The sequence below is a fragment of the Xanthomonas cucurbitae genome, assembly GCF_002939885.1.
GTDB classification, from domain to species: domain Bacteria; phylum Pseudomonadota; class Gammaproteobacteria; order Xanthomonadales; family Xanthomonadaceae; genus Xanthomonas; species Xanthomonas cucurbitae.
In genome coordinates, this window is the sequence record NZ_MDED01000011.1 from 87,520 (window position 1) to 105,615 (window position 18,096).

Consider the following 18,096-nt stretch of genomic DNA (forward strand, 5'->3'; position numbering starts at 1 on the left):
GGAATCCTTAGGGTCTGGAAGAAAGCCAGCCGCGCGGCAACATCCGCGCCAGGGTAGCGTCACGCTGGAACAGGTGGTGGTAGAACGCGGCGCCGGCATGTGCCAGCACCACCGCAATCAGCAGCCAGAAGCCCCATTCGTGGATGAAGTGCGCGATGGCGCGCAGGTGTTCGTCCGGCGGGCTGAGCTTGGGCATGTCGAACAGGCCGAACCAGCGGAACGGCCGCAGGCCGCTGGTGGAGTCGTACAGCCAGCCCGACAGCGGCATGGCGAAGATCATCGCGTACAGCAGCCAATGAGTGAGCCCGGCAATGCGTTCCTGCCAGCGCGGCGTGCCGGCCACCGGTGGCGGGGCGCCCGCATGGATCCGCCAGCCCAGCCGCACGATCACCAGCGCCAGCACGCTCAGCCCCACCGACTTGTGCGCGGTGTAGACCCAGAAATACTTTGGTGTCTTGGGCAGCTCGCCCATGGTCAGGCCGACGATGCCCAGTGCCAGGATCAGCAGCGCGATCAACCAGTGCAGGGTCTGGCTGACGCCGCCCCAGCGGTCGGTGTTCTTCAGGCTCATGTTCCCGATTCCTGGCTGGCGGCGGTGTCCGGCGGGGTGGGTGCGGCTTGCGGCGGGGCGGCCTCGTCGTCGGCGCGGCCTTCGCGCACCGCTTCGGCTTCGATGCGCAATTCCACGCTGTCGCCGATCATCGATTTCCAGGCATCGATGCCGAACTCGGCCCGGCTCAGCGTGGCGGTGGCGGAGAACCCGGCGGTACGGCGAAACGGCGGCAGCGGATGACGCTTGAGTGCATTCAGTGTCACCTCCAGGGTGACCGGACGGGTGACGCCGCGCAGGGTGAGGTTGCCGGTGACCCTGGCGCGGTTCTCGCCCGTGGCCTCCACGCGCGTGGAGACGAAATGTGCGTCGGGAAAGTGCTCGGCGTCGAGTAGGTTGTGTGCCAGGGTGGCCTGGTTCCACTTGGCATCGCCCAGGTCGGCGCGCTGCAGCGGCACGCTGACATCGAGCCGCGCCGAGGCCCAGTCGTCCGGGTCGAAGACCAGGCTACCGGTACTGCCGGACACCGTGCCCAATGCCTTGGAAAAGCCGGCATGCTCGACCGCGAACAGCACCCGGGTATGCACCGGATCCAGCGCGTAGCGCACCGGTGCGGCGGTGGCGGCCAGGCTGGTCAAGGCCAGGGCGGGAAGCAGCAACAGGCGGGCGAGCGGGGTCATGGACGGATTCTAGACATATCCCGCCACGCCGCGGGTGGCTTGCACTTGCAACGATCCATTGCGAGCATGCGGGCTGGACGAGGAAGGGATTCCCCCATGCGTGTGCTGATCGTGGTGCTGGCCGTGCTGCTGGGTGTGCTGCCGTGTGCGGCCAGGATCCCGGAAGTGCCCCGCTTCCGGGTGGTGGGCCCCGGCGATGGGCTTCCATCGACCATGGTGGTGGCCATCGCGCAGGATCGTGCGGGGTACCTGTGGCTTGCCACGCTGGATGGCCTGGTGCGCTACGACGGCGCCGGCTTCAGGACCTGGCGTCACGATCCGGCCGATCCCAGGTCGTTGCCCTGCAATGCGATCCAGGCGCTGTACATCGATACGCTGGACAGGCTGTGGATCGGATGCGGCAAGACATTGAGCGTCATGAACGCCAGCCGCAGCCGTTTTCGGCATTATCGCGCGGCCGACTATCCGTTGCTGAAGGATGGCCAGATCTTCAGCATCGCCGCCTTCGATGGCGCCATCTGGGTCGGGACCACCAGCGGCGCGCTGGTGCGCATCGATGCCGCAGGTGGGATGTCGGCGATCGACCTGGGCACGGTCGAGGGCAAGCTCGACCAGTCCATGGTGATGAACCTGGCTGTCGATACCCGGCACCGGCTGTGGATCGGCACCAGCAATGGGTTGGCCTACTACGACGGAAAACGGCTGCATCGCGAATACGTGCCGGGTGAGGAGAATCCGCAGGCGGCCATCTTCGGTCTGCAATGGACGGGGGATCGGCTATGGCTGGGGAGCGATGCGGGCCTGCATGTGCGCGGGCCGGGAGATCAATGGCAAGCGCTGTCCTGGGCGGGCATGTTCGGTGTCGGCAATGAGCTGTGGGGCGCGGTCGCCGCCCCGGATGGGGAGTTTTGGCTGGGCAGCGGGCGTGGCTTGTGGCGCACACGTGGCAAGCTGCCACCGGTGCCCGTCTTCAACGGGGAAGGGCCGTTATCGCGGCGCAATGTCGTCGGTCTGATGGGGGCGGCCGATGGCGGGCTGTGGGTTCCGATGCACGGTACCGGGCTCGGTTATCTGCCTGCCGACTGGAAGCGCACGGCGGTCATCAAGCCCGCCGTGCCGACTGGCGATGCGATCTACTGCAACCTGGCCCCGGCGACCCGATCCGGCGGCCTGTGGCAGGTGGATGCCGAAGGCCGCCTGCTGCGCGTGGACCTGAGTAGCGGCGACAAGTTCCAAACCGGCCTGCAGTCGCCGCATCTCAAGGAGATGGAGCTGGTGTCGGCCTTGGAGGACCGCTTTCAGCGCGTGTGGCTGGGCAACCTCGGTTTCGGCCTGTCGCGCATGGACCTGCGCACTGGCGAGCTGGTCCACTGGCCATCGGACGGTCCCGAGCCGGCATCGGCGCTCTCGCCGCCGGAATGGATCGTCGAGGATGGCGATACCGTCTGGATGGTGTTCATGGACATGCTGCAACAACGCGATCTGCGCAGCGGCCGGGTACTGCAGCGCATCACCGCGCAGGACCTGCGCGGGCTGCGCGACATCGACGTGCAGCAGTTGGCGCTGGGGCCCGATGGCCGCATCTGGGTGGCGGGCGAGGGTGGCATGTTCGCGTGGGAGTCGGCCTTGCGGCGCTTCGTGCCGGTGGCGGGTCTGCAAGGCGCACAGATCCAGGCATTCGCCAGCCAATCTGCGCAGCAGTTCTGGGCCTACCGTGCCACCGGTGCAGAGCAATGGGCACTGACCAAAGGTCGCTGGACGCGCGTGCAACAGGTGGGAGAGAAAGAGGGGTTGTCAGGGTTCGACGCTGCTGCAATGCAGATCGACCCGCGCGGGCGGGTGTGGATTTCCAGCCTGCGCGGATTGTGGCGAATCGATCCGTCGGTCACTCCGGCGCGCGTGCGCAATATCGGTACGCGTGATGGCCTGACCAGCCAGGAGTTCGTCCAACACTGCCTGCTGATGGCCGGCGATACCTTGATCGGCGCGACCAGTGACGGTTCGACGGTGCTGCTGGACACGGCCATGCCCGACAGCGCGCCGGTGGTTCCGGCCCTGCAGCTCGAACACGTCAGCGTGCTGCGCAATGGCGCCCGTATCGCGTTGCCGATGCATCGTCCGTTCGAACTCGGGCCCGGGGACCGGCAATTGCAGATCGTCGGCCGGTTGCTGTCGTATACCGATCCGGTGTCCAACCGCTACCGCAGCTTTCTGAAGGGCTTCGATACGGAGTGGCAGGCCTTCAGCACCACTGGGATACGCGAATTTACCAGCCTGCCCGCCGGCAACTACGAGCTCGCATTGCAGGGCGTGGACCCGTCGGGCAATCGTTCGCCAGTGCGCTTGCTGCAGTTTTCGGTGCGGCCGCCGTGGTGGCGGAGCGGGCCGGGCATCGCGCTGATCTGTCTGCTCGGGATGGTGCTGGCTGCGCTGTTGGCCGCGCTCTACCGCCGCCGTGTCCGCATGCGGGCGCAATGGCAGCTGGCCCAGCACAAGCGCGAGCTGGCCGAGCAGGCGTCCCTGGCCAAGACGCGATTCCTGGCAACCCTGGGGCACGAGGTGCGTACGCCGATGACCGGTGTCCTGGGCATGAGCGAATTGCTGTTGCAGACGCCGCTGGATACGCGCCAGCGCGGCTATGCCGGTGCGATCCAGTCCGCCGGCAAGCATTTGTTGCGGCTGGTCAACGATGCGCTGGACCTGGCCCGGATCGAGGCCGGCAAGTTTCCGCTGGACGACCGCGATTTCGATCTGCGCCAGGCGATCCGCCAGGTGGTCGAGCTGGTGCGTCCCAGCGCCGAGCAGAAGCAGCTGCGCTTCGACTGCGAACTGGACGACGTGCTGCCGCCGGCATTGCATGGCGACGCCAGCCGGGTCCAGCAGATCCTGCTGAACCTGCTGTTCAACGCGGTCAAGTTCACCGAGCGTGGCAGCGTGCAGTTGCGGGTCTTGGCGTTGCCGCACTCCGATACGCAAGGCATCCGGGTGGAGGTGCGCGATACCGGTCCGGGGATGAGCGCCGAGCAGCGCGGGCGCCTGTTCCAGCGCTTCGAACAGGCCGAGGGCGCACTCACGCTGGCCCGGCATGGTGGCAGCGGGCTGGGCCTGGCGATCTGCCGCGAGCTGGCGGCGGCGATGGGCGGCGTGGTGGAGGTCCGCAGCGAACTGGGCCAGGGCGCGTGCTTCGTCGTCGAGTTGCCGTTGCGGTGGGTGATGACCCTGCCCGTGGTCGCACCTGGTGCGGTCGCGGCGAGCGCGGCGCGGGAACAGGCGCCGTTGCGGTTGCTGCTGGTCGAAGACGACCCCACCGTGGCGCAGGTGATGATCGGCTTGCTGCAGGCGCATGGACACGCAGTGACCCACGTGCTGCATGGGCTGGCGGCGCTGGCCGAGGTGAGCACCCAGCGCTTCGATGCCGGCCTGTGCGACCTGGACCTGCCCGGCATCGACGGCGCCGCCCTGGTCGCGCAGCTGCGCTCGCGCGGCGTGCACTTCCCCATCGTGGCGGTGACTGCGCGTGCCGACGCCGACGCCCAGCCACAGGCAATGGCTGCCGGTTGCAATGGGTTCCTGCGCAAGCCGGTGACCGGCGACTTGCTGGCGCAGGCGTTGGCGCAGGCACTTGCCACTGCCACCGATGCGGCGGGCGAGGGCGCGGCTGGATAGGCGGCCGGGAACGTGCCGCCAGCACGCTGCGCCGCGTGCCCGGCGCACGCACAACGCGCCGGCGCTGCGTGTTAGGGGCCACGCGGCCGGGGCGATCGGTCGCCTGGCGCTGGCGACGCGCCTGCCGCGTGATCGCGACAGCATCGCGTGCCGGGACGCCGCCCTGCGAGGTGGCCCAGTCTGCGCTGCTGCAGCCTGCGGCCCCGTGTGTTGCCAGCCTGCGATGCGGTGCGCACTATGCGTGCAAAGCAAACAAGGACCCGCGTTGCAAGCCAGATCTCTTTCCCCGCGCAGGCCGATGACCGTGGCGATGGCGCGGTCCCGGTTGCTGTGGTGCCTGCTGGCCCTGTGCGGATGGCCGGCATCGGGGTTCGGCGCGTTGCCGGAACTGCCGCAACCGCGTCAGTTGACGGTGGCCGACGGGCTGCCGTCCAACATCGTGTACGGGCTCGAAGAGGATGCCAATGGCTATCTTTGGTTGGCCAGCAGCGATGGGCTGGCACGCTACGACGGCCGCAACTTCCGTATCTGGCGAGTCGAGGACGGACTGCGCGACAACCAGGTGTGGGCGGTGCACGTCGACAAGCGTAACCAGGTCTGGATCGGGACCGGCATGGCTGGCCTGGCCATGCTGGATGCAGCGCGTCATGGATTTACCTTCTACGACGGCAGCCGCTATCCGGCGCTGCGTGGCGCGGTGATCTGGAACATCGTCTCCACCGGTGACGGCAGCATCTGGTTCGGCACCGAGAGCAGCGGGCTGTTCAGGTTGCGGGCCAACGGCACGCTGGAGCACTTCGCGCATCGCGCCGATGATCCGCGCAGCCTGCCCGACGAGGCCATCTACCAGCTGGTCGTCGATACTCGCGGAACGCTGTGGGTGGGAACGGCCAACGGCCTGGCGCGCTGGACCGGCAAGGACTTCGAGCGTCAGCCGTTGCCCCGGGGAACCGCGCAGATCATCACCCAAGTGACCGCCGACCCCGACGGCAGTCTCTGGATCGGCACCAGCGACGACACCTTGTTACGGCGCGACCAACAGGGTGGCCTGCGTCCGCACGGCTGGCAGGCACCGGCCCGGTATCCGGTGCTGGGGGTGCTGCTGCGCGACCAAGACGGCAGCTACTGGCTCGATACCGCAGCCGGCCTGGGGCATGCCACCGACAGCCAGGTGCACGACGTCCCGCTCTACAACGCGTCCACGCATGGCCGCGTGCGCCCCAACTGGGAGGCGGCCTACCAGGATCGCGAGGGTGGGGTGTGGTTCGCCAGCCCCCTCGGCGGTCTCTGGCATCTGCCATCGAACTGGCGGCGGTTCGCGGTGGTGGTGAACCACAAGGACGCAGGCGAGCAGGGCGGCAACCTGGCGTTTCAGGCCACCGCCAGATCCCGCGATGGGCGCTTCTGGCTGGTGGGCAGTTCCGGCGCGCTGGAGCGCGTCGATCCTGTGCAAGGCCGGATCGAGCTGGTGGTGCCGTCACTGGGGACGCAAAGCTGGTCGTTCAGCGTGCTCGAAGATCGCAAGGGCCGGGTGTGGGTGGGGAGTTTCGGCCAGCTGACGCGCTACGACCCCGCCAACGGAGCGTTGCGGCAGTGGACGTCGGCCGATGACCGCTCGCCTGCAGCTGCACGGGATGCCGCGTCGGATGCCACCATCGACAGCCTGACGCAGACCGCCGATGGACATCTCTGGATCCAGACACCGGCGGCGTTGCAGGAGCGCGATGAGGACGGCCACGTCCTGCGCAACCTGCAACGAGGTACTCACGGTCTGGCGCACGATCTGGTGATGCACCGTCTCCAGCGGGGGCCGGATGGTGCGTTGTGGCTGGCCGGCAACCACGGCCTGCTGCGCTGGAATGCGGCCAGCGAGCGCTTTGCCCCCATCGCCGGTGCGCCGACGGAGCAGATCTTCGACTTTCGCTTCAGCGACAACGAAGTGGCCTGGTTTGCCGGCATGGGGGAGCTGCACCGCTACCTCTGGAAGGATGGCCTCTTGCGGCACCTGGATACGGTGGGCGCCGAACAGGAGTTTCCCATGCTCGCCGCGCAGGGCCTGGTGATCGATCGTGACGGCGTGGCCTGGCTGTCGAGCATGCGCGGCCTGATCCGGGTCGATCCGGCCACGCGTGGCGTGCGCGTGTTCGGTGTGCATGATGGCCTGCCCAACCCGCAGTTCGTGCCGCATTCGTTGTCGCAGTCGTCCAAGGGCATGATCGTGGGCGCCACCCCGGACGGGTTGGTGATCTTCGACCCGGCCCAGCTCAAGCCCAAGGACCATCGGGTACCGCTGGTCATCGAACGGGTGGGCCTGCGGCGTGGCGAGCGCGGGCTGGATGTAAGCCATCTCCAGCCGCTGGTGGTGCAGGACGGCGATCGCGACCTGCACTTCGTGGCGCGGCTGCTCAGCTTTGCCGACTCCGAATCCAACAGTTACCGCTTCCGTCTGAGTGGCTACGATCCGGACTGGATCGACGTGGGCCCCAGCGGCGAACGCCTGTTCTCGCGCCTGCCCTCCGGGCATTACACCCTGGAAGTGCAGGGGCGGACCGCCGACGGTCTGTGGTCGGAGAGCCAGAAATTGCACTTCCAGGTGCGGCCGCCCTGGTGGCTGGCGCCTTGGGGTCTGATCGCGCTGTGCCTGCTGGCGTTGTGCATCGTGGCCGCCGCGTTGTTGCTGTACCGTCGGCGCCTGCGCCGCCTGAATGCGTGGCAGTTGGCGGTGCACAAGCAGGAACTGGCCGAACAGGCCTCGCGTGCCAAGACCCGTTTCCTGGCCACGCTCGGCCACGAGGTACGCACGCCGATGACCGGTGTACTGGGCATGAGCGAGCTGTTGCTCAAGACCGCGCTGGATTCCCAGCAGCGCGGCTATACCGAATCCATCCGTCGCGCGGGCGCGCATCTGCTGCGCCTTGTCAACGATGCGCTGGATCTGGCGCGGATCGAATCCGGACGCCTGGAACTGGACCTGCAGCCGTTCTCGGTGCGCCAGCTGGTGGCCGAGGTGGAAGCGCTGATGGCGCCACTGGCCCGCGAACGCGGCCTGCACTTCAGCCTGGAGGTCGGGCTGCTGGGCGATATCACCGCCAGCGGCGATCCCACCCGCATCCGCCAGATCCTGCTCAACCTGCTCAGCAACGCGATCAAGTTCACCGAGCATGGCGTGGTGGGCCTCAAGCTGACCACCCTGGGCTCGTATCAGGGGCTGCGCTTCGAAGTGGCCGATACCGGGCCGGGCATCAACGCCGATCAGAAGGAACGGTTGTTCCAGCGCTTCGAGCAGGGCGACGGTGCCCGGACCACCTCGCGCTATGGGGGCAGCGGGCTGGGATTGGCGATCTGCCAGGAACTGGCGCTGGCCATGGGCGGGCATATCGAAGTCATCAGCCGGCTCGGCGCAGGCACGCGCTTCGTCGTGGACCTGCCGCTACGCTGGGTGAGTGCCAATGTCGCGCCGGGGGACGAAGCGCCGCGTGCCAGCGCCAACCTCCCACCGCAGCGCATCCTGCTGGTCGAAGACGACTCCACCATCGCCGAGGTCATCGTGGGCCTGCTGCGGGCACAGCGGCATTCGGTGGTGCATGCACCGCACGGCCTGGCCGCGTTGACCGAAGCGGCCGACGGCACGTTCGACCTGGCGTTGCTGGACCTGGACCTGCCCGGGCTGGACGGCTTTGCGCTGGCCCGGCAACTGCGCGTGTTTGGCTACGACATGCCGCTGATCGCGGTGACGGCGCGCTCGGACGAAGCGGCCGAGCCGGCCGCGCGGGAGGCCGGCTTCGACAGTTTCCTGCGCAAGCCGCTCACCGGCGACATGCTGGCCGAGACCATGGCCGACGCCTTGCGCAGCGCTCGCCCGCGCGAGGACCGCTAGCCCTGGTCAACCACGGGATCCGTGCGGCGGTGGCTTGCAACGCAGGCTACTCGGCCACTGACTCCACGTCCCTGGGATGCGGCCGGGTATCGGCCAGTTGCCAGAAGATCAGCGTGGAGGTCAGCGTGATGGCACCCACGCACAGGAAGGTGGCATGCAGCGCGGCGGTGACACCGTGGCTATTGCCCAGGTGGGTATCGAATGCCGCCAGCAGGCTGCCGGCCGCCGCCGCGCCGAAACCGGTGGACAGCATCATCACCATCGACAGCAGGCTGTTGCCGGGGCTGGCCTGGGCGGGATCCAGGTCGCGCAGGGTCACGGTATTCATGACGGTGAATTGCAGCGAATTCACCCCGCCGAAGCAGGTCAGTTGCAGCAGCCGCAGCCACCACGGCTGGCCCGGCTCGACCAGCGCGAAGCTGCCCATCGCCAGGCCCACCAGCACGGTATTGACCATCAGCGTATTGCGATAGCCGAAGCGGCCGACCAGTACCACCGCAGCGCGCTTGGCGGCCATGCCGGCCAGCGCCACTGGAATCATCAGCAATCCGGCATGCATCGGACTCATGCCCAGGCCCACCTGCAGCAGCAACGGAATCAGCAGCGGCATCGAACCGCTGCCCACCCGCGCGAACAGGTTGCCGAGGATGCCGATGCGGTAACTGGCCACCTTGAACAGCGCCAGGGGAAACAATGCATTGGCGGTCGTACCGGCATGCAGCCAGTAGCCGGCCAGCGCGGCCAGCCCGCCGATCGTCAGCAGCATCACCAGGGCATGCCGCATTCCGGGTTCGGCGATGCCATCGAGCGCCAGCGACAATCCCACCATGCCGAACGCCAGCATCAGATAACCGACCAGGTCGAAGCGTTTGCGTGCATCGCCGTAGTGGTCCGGCATGATCCTGAGCGCGGCGACAAAGCCGACGATCCCGATCGGCAGGTTGATGAGGAACACCCAGTGCCATGACGCCACTTCGACCAACCAGCCGCCCAGTGTGGGGCCGACCAGCGGGCCGATCAGCGCGGGGATCGCGATGAAGCTCATCGCCCGCAGGAAGTCCTCGCGCGCAACCGTCTTAAGCACCGCCAATCTGCCTACCGGCAACAGCATCGCCCCGCCGAACCCTTGCACCACTCGCGCGGCCACCAGCTGCGGCAACTGTTGCGCAGCCGCGCACAGCAGCGAACCCAGGGTGAACACGATGATCGCCGCCAGAAAGGTGCGGCGCGTCCCGAAGCGGTCCGCGATCCAGCCCGAGGCCGGGATGAACATCGCCACCGCCAGCGCGTAGCTGAACACCACCGACTGCATCTGCAGCGGGCTCTCGTGCAGGCTGCGCGCCATCGATGGCAGCGCCGTGTTGACGATGGTGGCATCCAGCATCTGCATGAAGATCGCCAGCGACACCAGCCACAGCAGCGGCTTGATCGTGGCGTAGGCGCGCGCGGCGGGCACGGGGGCGGTGTGAGGCATGGGCATCGCCATCGGGAAGACAGCACATTATCCCCGCGCCGGATGCACAGGGGCGTCATCGCTGGCCTCGATAGGCACGGCGATCGGCGAGGCGTCATACCATCGCGCCGACCTCGGGCAGAAGTTCCTCCCTCAATTGCGCTGCAGAACGATCACAGGGAACGAACCGTCGGGAAACGCCACTGGCCGCGTGTTACTGCCCGAGCTGGCGTGCAACAAGCATTGATTCGCTCGCGGATCCCATGCGCCTGCCTCACGTTGACCAATGCAAACGAGGGCACCTCAGGTTGCGGTGGATCGACCAGGCGACAGGCAATGAGGGCATGGACTCCAAAGCGCTGAACTCAAGCTTGCAGCCTCGCCGACGGTCTGGTCAGGGACGGCGCGACTTGGGTATGGCCGCCTTTCGAGCGCGCCGGTGAACAGGTTGGAGATTCCATGGAACAGCAGGTCATTGATGCATTACGGCGCGTCTATCGCCCGGGGGATCGGTTGGCGACGACGCTCGGCAGGATCGCTGCACAACTGTCGCAAAGCGACGTTCTGGAAGGCGCGGTCTGCGCGTTCATTGGGGTGGAGGATGGCGGTGTGCCGCCTGCGGATCGCACGGCCACCCCGCTCGGAGTCACACGCTGTTTTCCCGTCCAGTATGCCCGGCAGGTGCTAGGGGCACTGCAGGTCACGCCGGCTGCGGATGGCATGAGCGTGGCGGCGATGATGCGGTGCCGGCAAATCGCAAAGTGTTGTGCGTACCTCATCAAGCGCGATGCAGCGTGCGCCTTGGCGCAAGACCGGCTGGATCGCAGCTTGCTGATCGCAGGCCTTTGCGAAGAGACCTGGATGATCGACGAATTCATCGAGCAGGCCGCAGACAGTGACTTGCCGATCATCGTGCACGGCGAGTTCGGCACCGAGAAAGAGGAGGTGGCGATCCTGCTGCATGCGGCCGCACCCCGGTGGGAGGGGCCGTTCGTCACGGTCGATTGCACCGCGCCTGGCGACGCACCTGCCGCATGGTTCGAGCGTGCAGCCGGCGGCACGCTGTTCCTGCAGGGCGTGGATGAACTCGACGAGGCGTTGCAGCGCCAGCTGCCTGGGCATCTTCGCGGCTGTCAGGGGCCACGGTCGGCGTCGGGCGGCCGGGCCATGCCGCGGGTGATCGCCTCCACGACCGCCGATCTGTCGCGCCGCGTGCGCGCGGGACGCTTTTCGCGGGCGTTGCTTTCGCAACTGGACGTCCTGTCGATCGAGCTCGCCCCATTGCGCAAGCGGCGTGCAGACATCGGGCTGCATGTCGAGCGCGTGCTGGATCGGCATGGCCTGGATCATGCCCAGCAGGTCACCGACGTGCTGATGGATGCGTTGCTGCACTATCCGTGGCCGGAAAATCTCCAGGAACTGGAGCGGGTGGTACTGCGCCTGGCGGTCATGGCTGCCGGCAGGCCGATCGCAAGCGCGGACATCCATCGCCATGCACCGCGTCTGCTGGAAGGCCACGCGCAGGCCGTGGGCCCGGAGACAGGCCAGCCCGACACTGATGCAACTACGCCGGCGACATCGCAAGCGCCCGCCGACTGGATCGACGGCCTACCACATCGCCCCGGACAACGCCTGTCCACCCTGCACGACGCATTGCGGCGCGCCCTGGTGTATCTGGGCGAACACTACGCCCAGCCGCTGACCCTGAGCGATCTGGCCCGCCAGGCGCACGTCAGCCAGTCGCATCTGGGTTTTCTGTTTCGTGAAGAGCTCGGCAGCACCTTCAAACCGCTACTGCAGCAGTTGCGCATCGAAAAAGCCAAGGAGCTGTTGCATCAGCAACGCAAGCTGCGCATCACCGAAGTGGCATTGAAGGTCGGTTTTGGCGACCTGAGCCATTTCGAAAAGAGCTTCCGGCGGCTGGTGGGGGTGAGTCCGCGTGAGTTTCGCAACGCCGATAGAGCAGGTGGGATCGACTAATCCCGGGATGTAACGTTCTCAGAAGCTTCGTGCTGGGTCAATGCGATGGCCCAGCACGAAGTGCTGTATGTCGTACAGTCGATGGCTATCCGCCGTTTGAATTGGCGAGGCGGACTTGGGGGAATCTTACGTTTGCTGCTGGAAGGTGGCAGTCCGCATTCCACCGCCAGGCGCGACCACCAGCTCTACGACAATCCCGGCCGCATGATTTGGGTCTGAGATGTTGTAGGTGTTGCCAACGACCAGGTCGTCATTGGGGTAGGGCGCTATCTGCGCAACGAGATATTGAGTGGGATTGCCGGCCTGGACTTGTATGTTGCTGCCGGTTGCGACCGTACTGAAGCCCGGGACTTGCTTCACGGTGGTGGCCATGGTGTATTTCCTTCAATGCTGCGAGGCAAGATAGGCGGCCTCGTGACGCCTTGAGCTTGTCGATATCGTTCACGCGAGCGCTGCGTTCAATGGATCAGCCAAGCAGTGGGGGCGGACTCGCTAGCGAGCCGAGATTCGGAAGTGGCAGGGAGCTTTCAAGTGAGATAAATTTAATCTACATCTTTTTTCAATTGCGCCGCGCTTCGATTGAGGACGGACCCAGGAACAATGCTGGGCTGAAAGAAAATAGCGTGATGGTGAAAAGGATTGGTACTTCCAGGTCGTTGGCTGTGTTTGATTCGTGAGTTCGCCCTATCTCTACTTTTCTATTCCGGGAGCCAATCCGCCGCATCCTCCTTGTACGTCAAGGCCGGTGGGTAATCCTTGATATCACCCCACGTTTTTTTTCCATTCGCGATATCTTTCATCAGCGGGTATAGATTTTCAGGGTTTGATAGGTGATAGCCGCGACCGCATTCTGCCAGGTGTGTGACAATTGCCAGTTCAAGGAGTTGGTTAGGGAGGTCCGTCAGGAGAATGACGTCCCCAGTAGCCCATAGGAGAAATTGCCGGGCAAGGTCTCTTCCCTGATTTGGCTGCTTCCAAGCCCAGTCCGCGATGGCTACGTAGCTGGATGGCTTGCGCCCCTTTGCTCTGATGACCGGGTCGTAATCTTGCCAGCCTCGGCCAAGCGTGAACCCTATCGGCTCCAGCTGAGTGTTGACATGATCGATCAATTCCTGTCGACATTCATTTCTTTTTACTGCGTCGGCACCTCCCCACACGTTGACCCACCAATACCTGCCATAATCCGTCAACATTTTTGCTTCTCTCTTGCTCATTGCTGGTTTCCCTTTCTGGTGATGATCGTGACGATTTTGAGTTGATCCCGCGCCCATCACTTATAATTCTGAGAGGGCGATGTAATGGATGGCGGGATTTTCAATCGTTGCCTGACATGCTTGTGATTCAATGTCGATGCTCCCAAGGCAGCGATTCATCTGCATCGGATTTTCGATGACAGCAAAGCGGCTGGCGGATATTGCCTGGCGTTGTTGATTAGCGGGGTAAGCAGTTGGCCAGTGGCACGAAATATGCCGCGTTCATGCCAGGAGTCTTCAATTTCAACGGTTGCCTGAGAACGGACGAGCGTGTGTAGTCACTGCACGCTCGGATCAGCCAGGCTCGAATAGCTAAGGTCAACTTCCAGCCCATCGCAGGGCGTGCCGGGAAGCGACAACACGGCATCCTGTTCGTATTGCCAGAGCATCGCCTGGGAATAGCCGCAGCCGGCCGGGTCGGCGGGCTGTAGGTGCTGGATATCGCCGGCGTAGCGATGACGCCCTGCGGTCGAAACCCGCCAGGCCCAGACGCGCGGGGATGGGCCGGGGCCGATCCGCGACAGCAATTCCACCGCGCGTGCGTGAGAGCAGTACAGGCCTGGCGAGTAGCCATGCTCCACCAGCGCGGCGATCCACATGCGGATGTAGTCGATGGCGGCCTGGGGCGGGCTGCCGCCATCTTCCCAGTCGAGATAGACCACCGCGCCTTCGGGAAAGCCTTCGTTGCGCGCCAGCGCTGCAGCCTGCGCGCCGTCGATGCTGCCTTGTCGGGCGGTGACGTCGTGCGAGCCGGGGCCGGTGGTCTGCTGGCCAAGGTAGACCGGTGCCAGGCCCCAGCCTTGCGCGGTCAGCGCGGCGCGTTGGCCCATCCATCCGGCATCGGCATGACTGGGCGCTGGTGCCAGGTAATAGCCGCACCATGCCAGGCTGGTCTGGGTCTTGAGCCAGTGCAGCGAAGGAAGTCCTGGGAATTGATCGGTGTCCAAGCCTGCGTAGAACGTCATGTCGAAACTCCTTCGGGTCGAGTGTTGGCTGGACCCGGTCGAGATTGTCGGGGCGACGGCGGTGTGGCTGCGCGATGGGATTGCCTGGGTGGCACAGGCGCTGGCGCTCGTTCCCCGCAGGACGTGGGAAATTCACTGTGAATACCGGCGCCAGCGCTGCACCGAAGTGCATCGATTCGTCAATCGCCGGCACCGTTGCCGGCGTTCGGATTCGTCGAGGCTGTGGCGTTCATCGCCTGCTCGGCCTGTTGCTGCGCAGCGGCGACCGCAGCGGCGGCAGCCTGGTCGGCCTGCTGCAGTGCCTGCGTTGCGCTATCGACAGCCTGGTTATTGCCGGCAGCAGCAGTCGCGGCGGTTGCTGCCTGCATGGCCTCCTGCACAGCCACGTCGCTGGCCGCCATGGCCTGATCGATCTGGGCCTGCGCCGCCTGCAGTGCGGCGGCTGCCTGCGACAACGCGGGCGGTTGCGCAGGCGTGGCGGCGCCGGTGGTCTGGGTTTGAGGGGGCGGCTGGATATCGTCGGACATGCTGGTTTCTCCGGGAGTTGAAGCGGGGTGGCGCCAAGCAACGGCATCGCTGCGCGAGCGCTGCGTCGGCGCGGTGGGTGGTGCGGTTTCGGCTGGGCGTTGCGCTGCGAGATTGCGCAGCATTTCGCCCAACGCGTGTTCGGCCTGCGTCATGCCCTGGCGTGCGGCCGCCTGGGCGGCTGCGCGACCTGCCTGCACCGCTTCGCGCACGGCGTCGGCGGCGCTGATCGCAGGCAGGGCCTGCTCGGTGGCCTCGGGGAGCGGCGTCGGTGCGTTCACTCCGCTGCTTCCGTCTCGTTGGGCGCGCTCGCAGTTGCGGGGGCGGCACCGAAGTCGCGTAGCGAGATGATGCCGTCGTTGACCTGCAGCAGCGCTGCCAGACTGTCGTTCTGGATAGCGAACAGGCAGCTGTTGCCAGTCTGGCCCAGCACGCCACGGGTGGGCCGGTGGGCCGCCAGGAATGCCTGCGCAGACGACACGTAGAGATGGATCGCGTCGCTTGCCGCCTGGTCGCTGCCGTCGCCTCGGTAGCGGGTGTGCTGGACGATTTGCTGGGCGGCCAGCGAGAGCCGTGCAAAGCCGATCTGGCGACCGTGCATCAGCCATTCCGTAACGCTGCGTTCGACCTCGGTGGGCGAGGGCAGTCCCTGGACCTGCGGGCAATCCAGGGTGCCGAACAGCAGCGGCAGCAGCGTCTGCAGTGCCGAGGCGGCCGCCTGCGCGCGGTCGTCCGCAGCGGCGATCGCCTGGGTGCAGGTCAGATAGAACCGGTAGTAATCACAGAATTCCAGCGGTGTGCGTGCCTGCTCCACGGCGAATGCTGCCGCTTCCTGCTGCAGTGCCGGTGTGACGTTGGCCGGCGGCGCTTCGGCGGCCAGCTGGCGTAGCGCCAGGCTTTCTTCCAGGTCCAGCGACTGGAACAGGCCCGCGCCATCGATTTTCAACTGCGTCAGCAGGCTGGGGCCGGCGGCCAGGTCGCTGGCCGCGAACAGGGCGTTTTCGCGAAAAATACGCTGCACTTGCGCCTTGACCACCGAGCCGGTATCGCCTGATTCAGCCTGTATCAGCGCGCCCAGATCGGTGGAGTTCAGGGTCATCAACTTGATCGGGCTGACCTTCAGCTCTAGTTGCGGCAACCAGGACAAACGCGAGCCATGCAGCCCCTGCTGCACGTCGCCCAGCAAGCTGCTTTCGTCGGGAAAGTCGTAGCGCAAGTTGGGCGATCGGATCGCCCACGCCAGCCATTGCGTGCCTCCATCGACGAACGCCAGGCATTGCCTGGCCAGTGTCGACAACATCGTCGGCATCGAGATGGTGCGGCCTGCGATCGAAACGGACATGGTGTGACTCCTTGTGAACTCAACCTGCGGGGAAATTCTTCAATACCAGGCCCGCCGCCGAACCGATCCTGGCAAAGTCGTCGGTGGCGCCCTGCATCAGCGCCTGCGCCTGGGTGAGTGCGGTCACGTACTTTTCGTCGCCGGTGGCCAGGTATTGCGCCATCGCCACGCCGACCGCGGTGGTTGCGATGGTCGAGACATTGCGTAGCGCGTCGGTGGCGTCCTGCACGGCAATGGCCGTCGATTGCGCCACCGATTGGTAGGCCTTTCCGGCCCCGCTGGTCAGGACGACCTGTGGACTCATGGTGGCCATCTGCGTCTGGTTGATGACGTCGATGACCTGGGCATTGACCTTCGTCGGTTCCATCTCGGCTCCCATGAAATGATCTGCGGCCTGGCAATCAGGCCTGGTTGTCAAACGCGTCGGCTATGCAGGCGCCTTATGGCGGAGGCGGCGTTGCAGGCGCAGGTGGAGATGCAGGTGCAGGCACAGATGCAGATGCAGGTGCAGCAGGAGCAGCAGGTGCAGGTGCAGCATGGGGTGCGTCAGCAGCTGCGGTGGCGGCTGAAACGGAGGGTGGAGCAGCAGGAGGGTCAGGAGTGGCAGCATGATCGGGGCCAGCGCCGGGGACGGGAGGGGGAGTGGCCGGCAGCGGCGGCGGCACGCTCAGCGCATGTAGTTCCATGAGGTCTGCAGTGGCGGTGGCTGCGTCGGTGGATGCGCCTTGCGCCTGGGTCTTCAGCACATCGACTGCCGTCTTGGCCTCTGCCGTAGCCGCGGCGATCAGCGCCGCCGGAGGAGACGGTGCCGGCGGCGGACCAGGCAGTGGCGCGACCGTCGGTGCGGGGCCGGGTGGGGCGGGCGGAGGCGGTGGGGTAAACGGAAACGGCGCGGAGATCATCTTGGCGCAGGCGGCGGTGATCGCGGCAGCATTAATCATGCCGGCGCCCTGCTGCCGGTTGACCGCGTTGTGCATCGCCATGCCCAAGGTCTCCAGCATCACGGCATCGAGCATGCCCAACGCGTGCGCGGGCGCCTGGCCCGTGGTCAGCGTCACGACGCTGCTGACAGCGTCGACGATCTGGCTGTTCACGGTACTGTCGTCGATCATGGCGAAGTCGCTCCTTTCTGGATGATTGAGGCAAGGATCTGGGTGAGCGCGGCCTCGGCGAGCACCTGTCCGCGTTGCTGGCTGGCGACGGCGTTTTCCATCGCCAGCGCGATGGAGTCCGCCAGCGCCAGATAGGTCGCGCCCATCGCAAAGGCCGGCGCGTGTCCGATGGCCATTGCCGTGCCGGTGGCGGCGGTACCGATCAGGCTGGTAACGCCCGCTGTGCGTGCACTGCGCTGCATGGCGGGGTGGTGGCGCCCTAGGCCAGGGACGGCCTAGGTTGGGCAATGCCGGCCGAGGCCGAAAACAGCACGGTGTTCTGCGGCGCGTGCCTGCATGCGTATTGAAGGGCCACGCCGTTGGGCAGGCGTTCCAGGTAGGCGACATTGTCGCGCGGCACGTCGATCACGCCATTGCGTGCCTGGCGATACACCAAGGGCTGAGCTCCGGGAATCACCGGCAGGATGCCGTCGAATTCGACATTCATCACTGCTTTCTGGTGCGGTGCGAACGTCGCCACGATGGTGCGGCCCCGGATGAGCCTCACCACCACATCCAGGGTGTTGGAGGTGGAGACATGATGGAGGTGCAACATGATGCGTCCTTTCTGGAGTCAACCAGCGAAATGCGAGGAGGGAGTGGCATCGCATGTCGAACCAGGCGCCGCCCGCGCGGCGGCAGCGGCGCCTGGCC

General features: G+C 66.0%; 15 protein-coding genes and 1 pseudogene. 3 read left to right on the forward strand and 13 right to left on the reverse strand.

The genetic code is table 11. The features are described from left to right. Nucleotides 1–7: 7 nt before the first annotated feature. Entirely contained in the window at nt 8–571 is a 564-nt protein-coding gene (locus tag XcuCFBP2542_RS07980) for a cytochrome b (protein ID WP_104603070.1), read from the reverse strand. Continuing rightward, a complete protein-coding gene (locus XcuCFBP2542_RS07985; protein ID WP_104603071.1) occupies nt 568–1,230 on the reverse strand; it encodes a YceI family protein in 663 nt (220 codons plus the stop codon). The genes XcuCFBP2542_RS07980 and XcuCFBP2542_RS07985 overlap by 4 nt, the downstream gene beginning before the upstream one ends. Nucleotides 1,231–1,326: 96 nt before the next feature. Here XcuCFBP2542_RS07985 and XcuCFBP2542_RS07990 point away from each other — a divergent pair, with 96 nt between their 5' ends. Continuing rightward, nucleotides 1,327–4,896: a hybrid sensor histidine kinase/response regulator gene (locus XcuCFBP2542_RS07990; RefSeq protein WP_104603072.1), complete on the forward strand. Its 3,570-nt coding sequence runs from the start codon at nt 1,327–1,329 to the stop codon at nt 4,894–4,896. Between the two features lie 310 nt (nt 4,897–5,206). Further along, a complete protein-coding gene (locus tag XcuCFBP2542_RS07995; RefSeq protein ID WP_249027627.1) occupies nt 5,207–8,773 on the forward strand; it encodes a hybrid sensor histidine kinase/response regulator in 3,567 nt (1,188 codons plus the stop codon). 46 nt (nt 8,774–8,819) lie between these two features. Here XcuCFBP2542_RS07995 and mdtD read toward each other — a convergent pair whose 3' ends face one another. Continuing rightward, complete coding sequence (gene mdtD / locus XcuCFBP2542_RS08000; protein ID WP_104603074.1) at nt 8,820–10,247, reverse strand: multidrug transporter subunit MdtD; 1,428 nt, start codon at nt 10,245–10,247, stop codon at nt 8,820–8,822. A gap of 840 nt (nt 10,248–11,087) precedes the next feature. On the opposite strand from mdtD, the gene XcuCFBP2542_RS08005 reads away from it, so the two are divergent. After that, nucleotides 11,088–12,206, forward strand: coding sequence for an AraC family transcriptional regulator (locus XcuCFBP2542_RS08005; protein ID WP_249027628.1), 1,119 nt, complete (start codon nt 11,088–11,090; stop codon nt 12,204–12,206). 126 nt (nt 12,207–12,332) lie between these two features. Here the strand turns inward: XcuCFBP2542_RS08005 and XcuCFBP2542_RS08010 are convergent, their stop codons facing one another. The 10 genes and pseudogenes from XcuCFBP2542_RS08010 to XcuCFBP2542_RS08050 all read right to left on the reverse strand — a co-directional run bounded on the left by XcuCFBP2542_RS08010 (nt 12,333) and on the right by XcuCFBP2542_RS08050 (nt 17,998). Beyond that, nucleotides 12,333–12,578, reverse strand: coding sequence for an SRPBCC family protein (locus XcuCFBP2542_RS08010; RefSeq protein WP_104603076.1), 246 nt, complete (start codon nt 12,576–12,578; stop codon nt 12,333–12,335). A 326-nt stretch (nt 12,579–12,904) separates the two neighbouring features. After that, nucleotides 12,905–13,420, reverse strand: coding sequence for a hypothetical protein (locus XcuCFBP2542_RS08015; protein ID WP_146090314.1), 516 nt, complete (start codon nt 13,418–13,420; stop codon nt 12,905–12,907). 317 nt (nt 13,421–13,737) lie between these two features. Then, a complete protein-coding gene (locus tag XcuCFBP2542_RS08020; RefSeq protein ID WP_104603078.1) occupies nt 13,738–14,424 on the reverse strand; it encodes a glycoside hydrolase domain-containing protein in 687 nt (228 codons plus the stop codon). A 179-nt stretch (nt 14,425–14,603) separates the two neighbouring features. Continuing rightward, nucleotides 14,604–15,230: a hypothetical protein gene (locus tag XcuCFBP2542_RS08025; RefSeq protein ID WP_104603079.1), complete on the reverse strand. Its 627-nt coding sequence runs from the start codon at nt 15,228–15,230 to the stop codon at nt 14,604–14,606. Then, nucleotides 15,227–16,291: a hypothetical protein gene (locus XcuCFBP2542_RS08030; protein ID WP_104603080.1), complete on the reverse strand. Its 1,065-nt coding sequence runs from the start codon at nt 16,289–16,291 to the stop codon at nt 15,227–15,229. The genes XcuCFBP2542_RS08025 and XcuCFBP2542_RS08030 overlap by 4 nt, the downstream gene beginning before the upstream one ends. Before the next feature lie 19 nt (nt 16,292–16,310). Further along, complete coding sequence (locus XcuCFBP2542_RS08035; protein WP_104603081.1) at nt 16,311–16,658, reverse strand: hypothetical protein; 348 nt, start codon at nt 16,656–16,658, stop codon at nt 16,311–16,313. A 60-nt stretch (nt 16,659–16,718) separates the two neighbouring features. Next, complete coding sequence (locus XcuCFBP2542_RS19990) at nt 16,719–16,901, reverse strand: hypothetical protein (RefSeq protein ID WP_223214481.1); 183 nt, start codon at nt 16,899–16,901, stop codon at nt 16,719–16,721. 340 nt (nt 16,902–17,241) lie between these two features. Further along, nucleotides 17,242–17,403: pseudogene (locus tag XcuCFBP2542_RS19995) on the reverse strand (RebB family R body protein); the annotation flags it as partial. Continuing rightward, complete coding sequence (locus XcuCFBP2542_RS08045; RefSeq protein ID WP_104603083.1) at nt 17,400–17,645, reverse strand: RebB family R body protein; 246 nt, start codon at nt 17,643–17,645, stop codon at nt 17,400–17,402. The pseudogene XcuCFBP2542_RS19995 and the gene XcuCFBP2542_RS08045, both read right to left, overlap by 4 nt. Nucleotides 17,646–17,662: 17 nt before the next feature. After that, nucleotides 17,663–17,998: a hypothetical protein gene (locus tag XcuCFBP2542_RS08050; RefSeq protein ID WP_104603084.1), complete on the reverse strand. Its 336-nt coding sequence runs from the start codon at nt 17,996–17,998 to the stop codon at nt 17,663–17,665. Between the last annotated feature and the right edge of the window lie 98 nt (nt 17,999–18,096).

Coding starts and splice junctions, on each gene's coding strand:
- XcuCFBP2542_RS07990 (WP_104603072.1), top strand. CDS start 1,327: ATGCGTGTGCTGATCGTGGTGCTGGCCGTGCTGCTGGGTGTGCTGCCG.
- XcuCFBP2542_RS08045 (WP_104603083.1), bottom strand. CDS start 17,645: ATGCAGCGCAGTGCACGCACAGCGGGCGTTACCAGCCTGATCGGTACC.
- XcuCFBP2542_RS07980 (WP_104603070.1), bottom strand. CDS start 571: ATGAGCCTGAAGAACACCGACCGCTGGGGCGGCGTCAGCCAGACCCTG.
- XcuCFBP2542_RS08015 (WP_146090314.1), bottom strand. CDS start 13,420: ATGAGCAAGAGAGAAGCAAAAATGTTGACGGATTATGGCAGGTATTGG.
- XcuCFBP2542_RS08020 (WP_104603078.1), bottom strand. CDS start 14,424: ATGACGTTCTACGCAGGCTTGGACACCGATCAATTCCCAGGACTTCCT.
- XcuCFBP2542_RS08030 (WP_104603080.1), bottom strand. CDS start 16,291: ATGTCCGTTTCGATCGCAGGCCGCACCATCTCGATGCCGACGATGTTG.
- XcuCFBP2542_RS07995 (WP_249027627.1), top strand. CDS start 5,207: ATGGCGCGGTCCCGGTTGCTGTGGTGCCTGCTGGCCCTGTGCGGATGG.
- XcuCFBP2542_RS08050 (WP_104603084.1), bottom strand. CDS start 17,998: ATGTTGCACCTCCATCATGTCTCCACCTCCAACACCCTGGATGTGGTG.
- mdtD (WP_104603074.1), bottom strand. CDS start 10,247: ATGCCTCACACCGCCCCCGTGCCCGCCGCGCGCGCCTACGCCACGATC.
- XcuCFBP2542_RS19990 (WP_223214481.1), bottom strand. CDS start 16,901: ATGCTGCCACTCCTGACCCTCCTGCTGCTCCACCCTCCGTTTCAGCCG.
- XcuCFBP2542_RS08035 (WP_104603081.1), bottom strand. CDS start 16,658: ATGGAACCGACGAAGGTCAATGCCCAGGTCATCGACGTCATCAACCAG.
- XcuCFBP2542_RS07985 (WP_104603071.1), bottom strand. CDS start 1,230: ATGACCCCGCTCGCCCGCCTGTTGCTGCTTCCCGCCCTGGCCTTGACC.
- XcuCFBP2542_RS08010 (WP_104603076.1), bottom strand. CDS start 12,578: ATGGCCACCACCGTGAAGCAAGTCCCGGGCTTCAGTACGGTCGCAACC.
- XcuCFBP2542_RS08005 (WP_249027628.1), top strand. CDS start 11,088: ATGATCGACGAATTCATCGAGCAGGCCGCAGACAGTGACTTGCCGATC.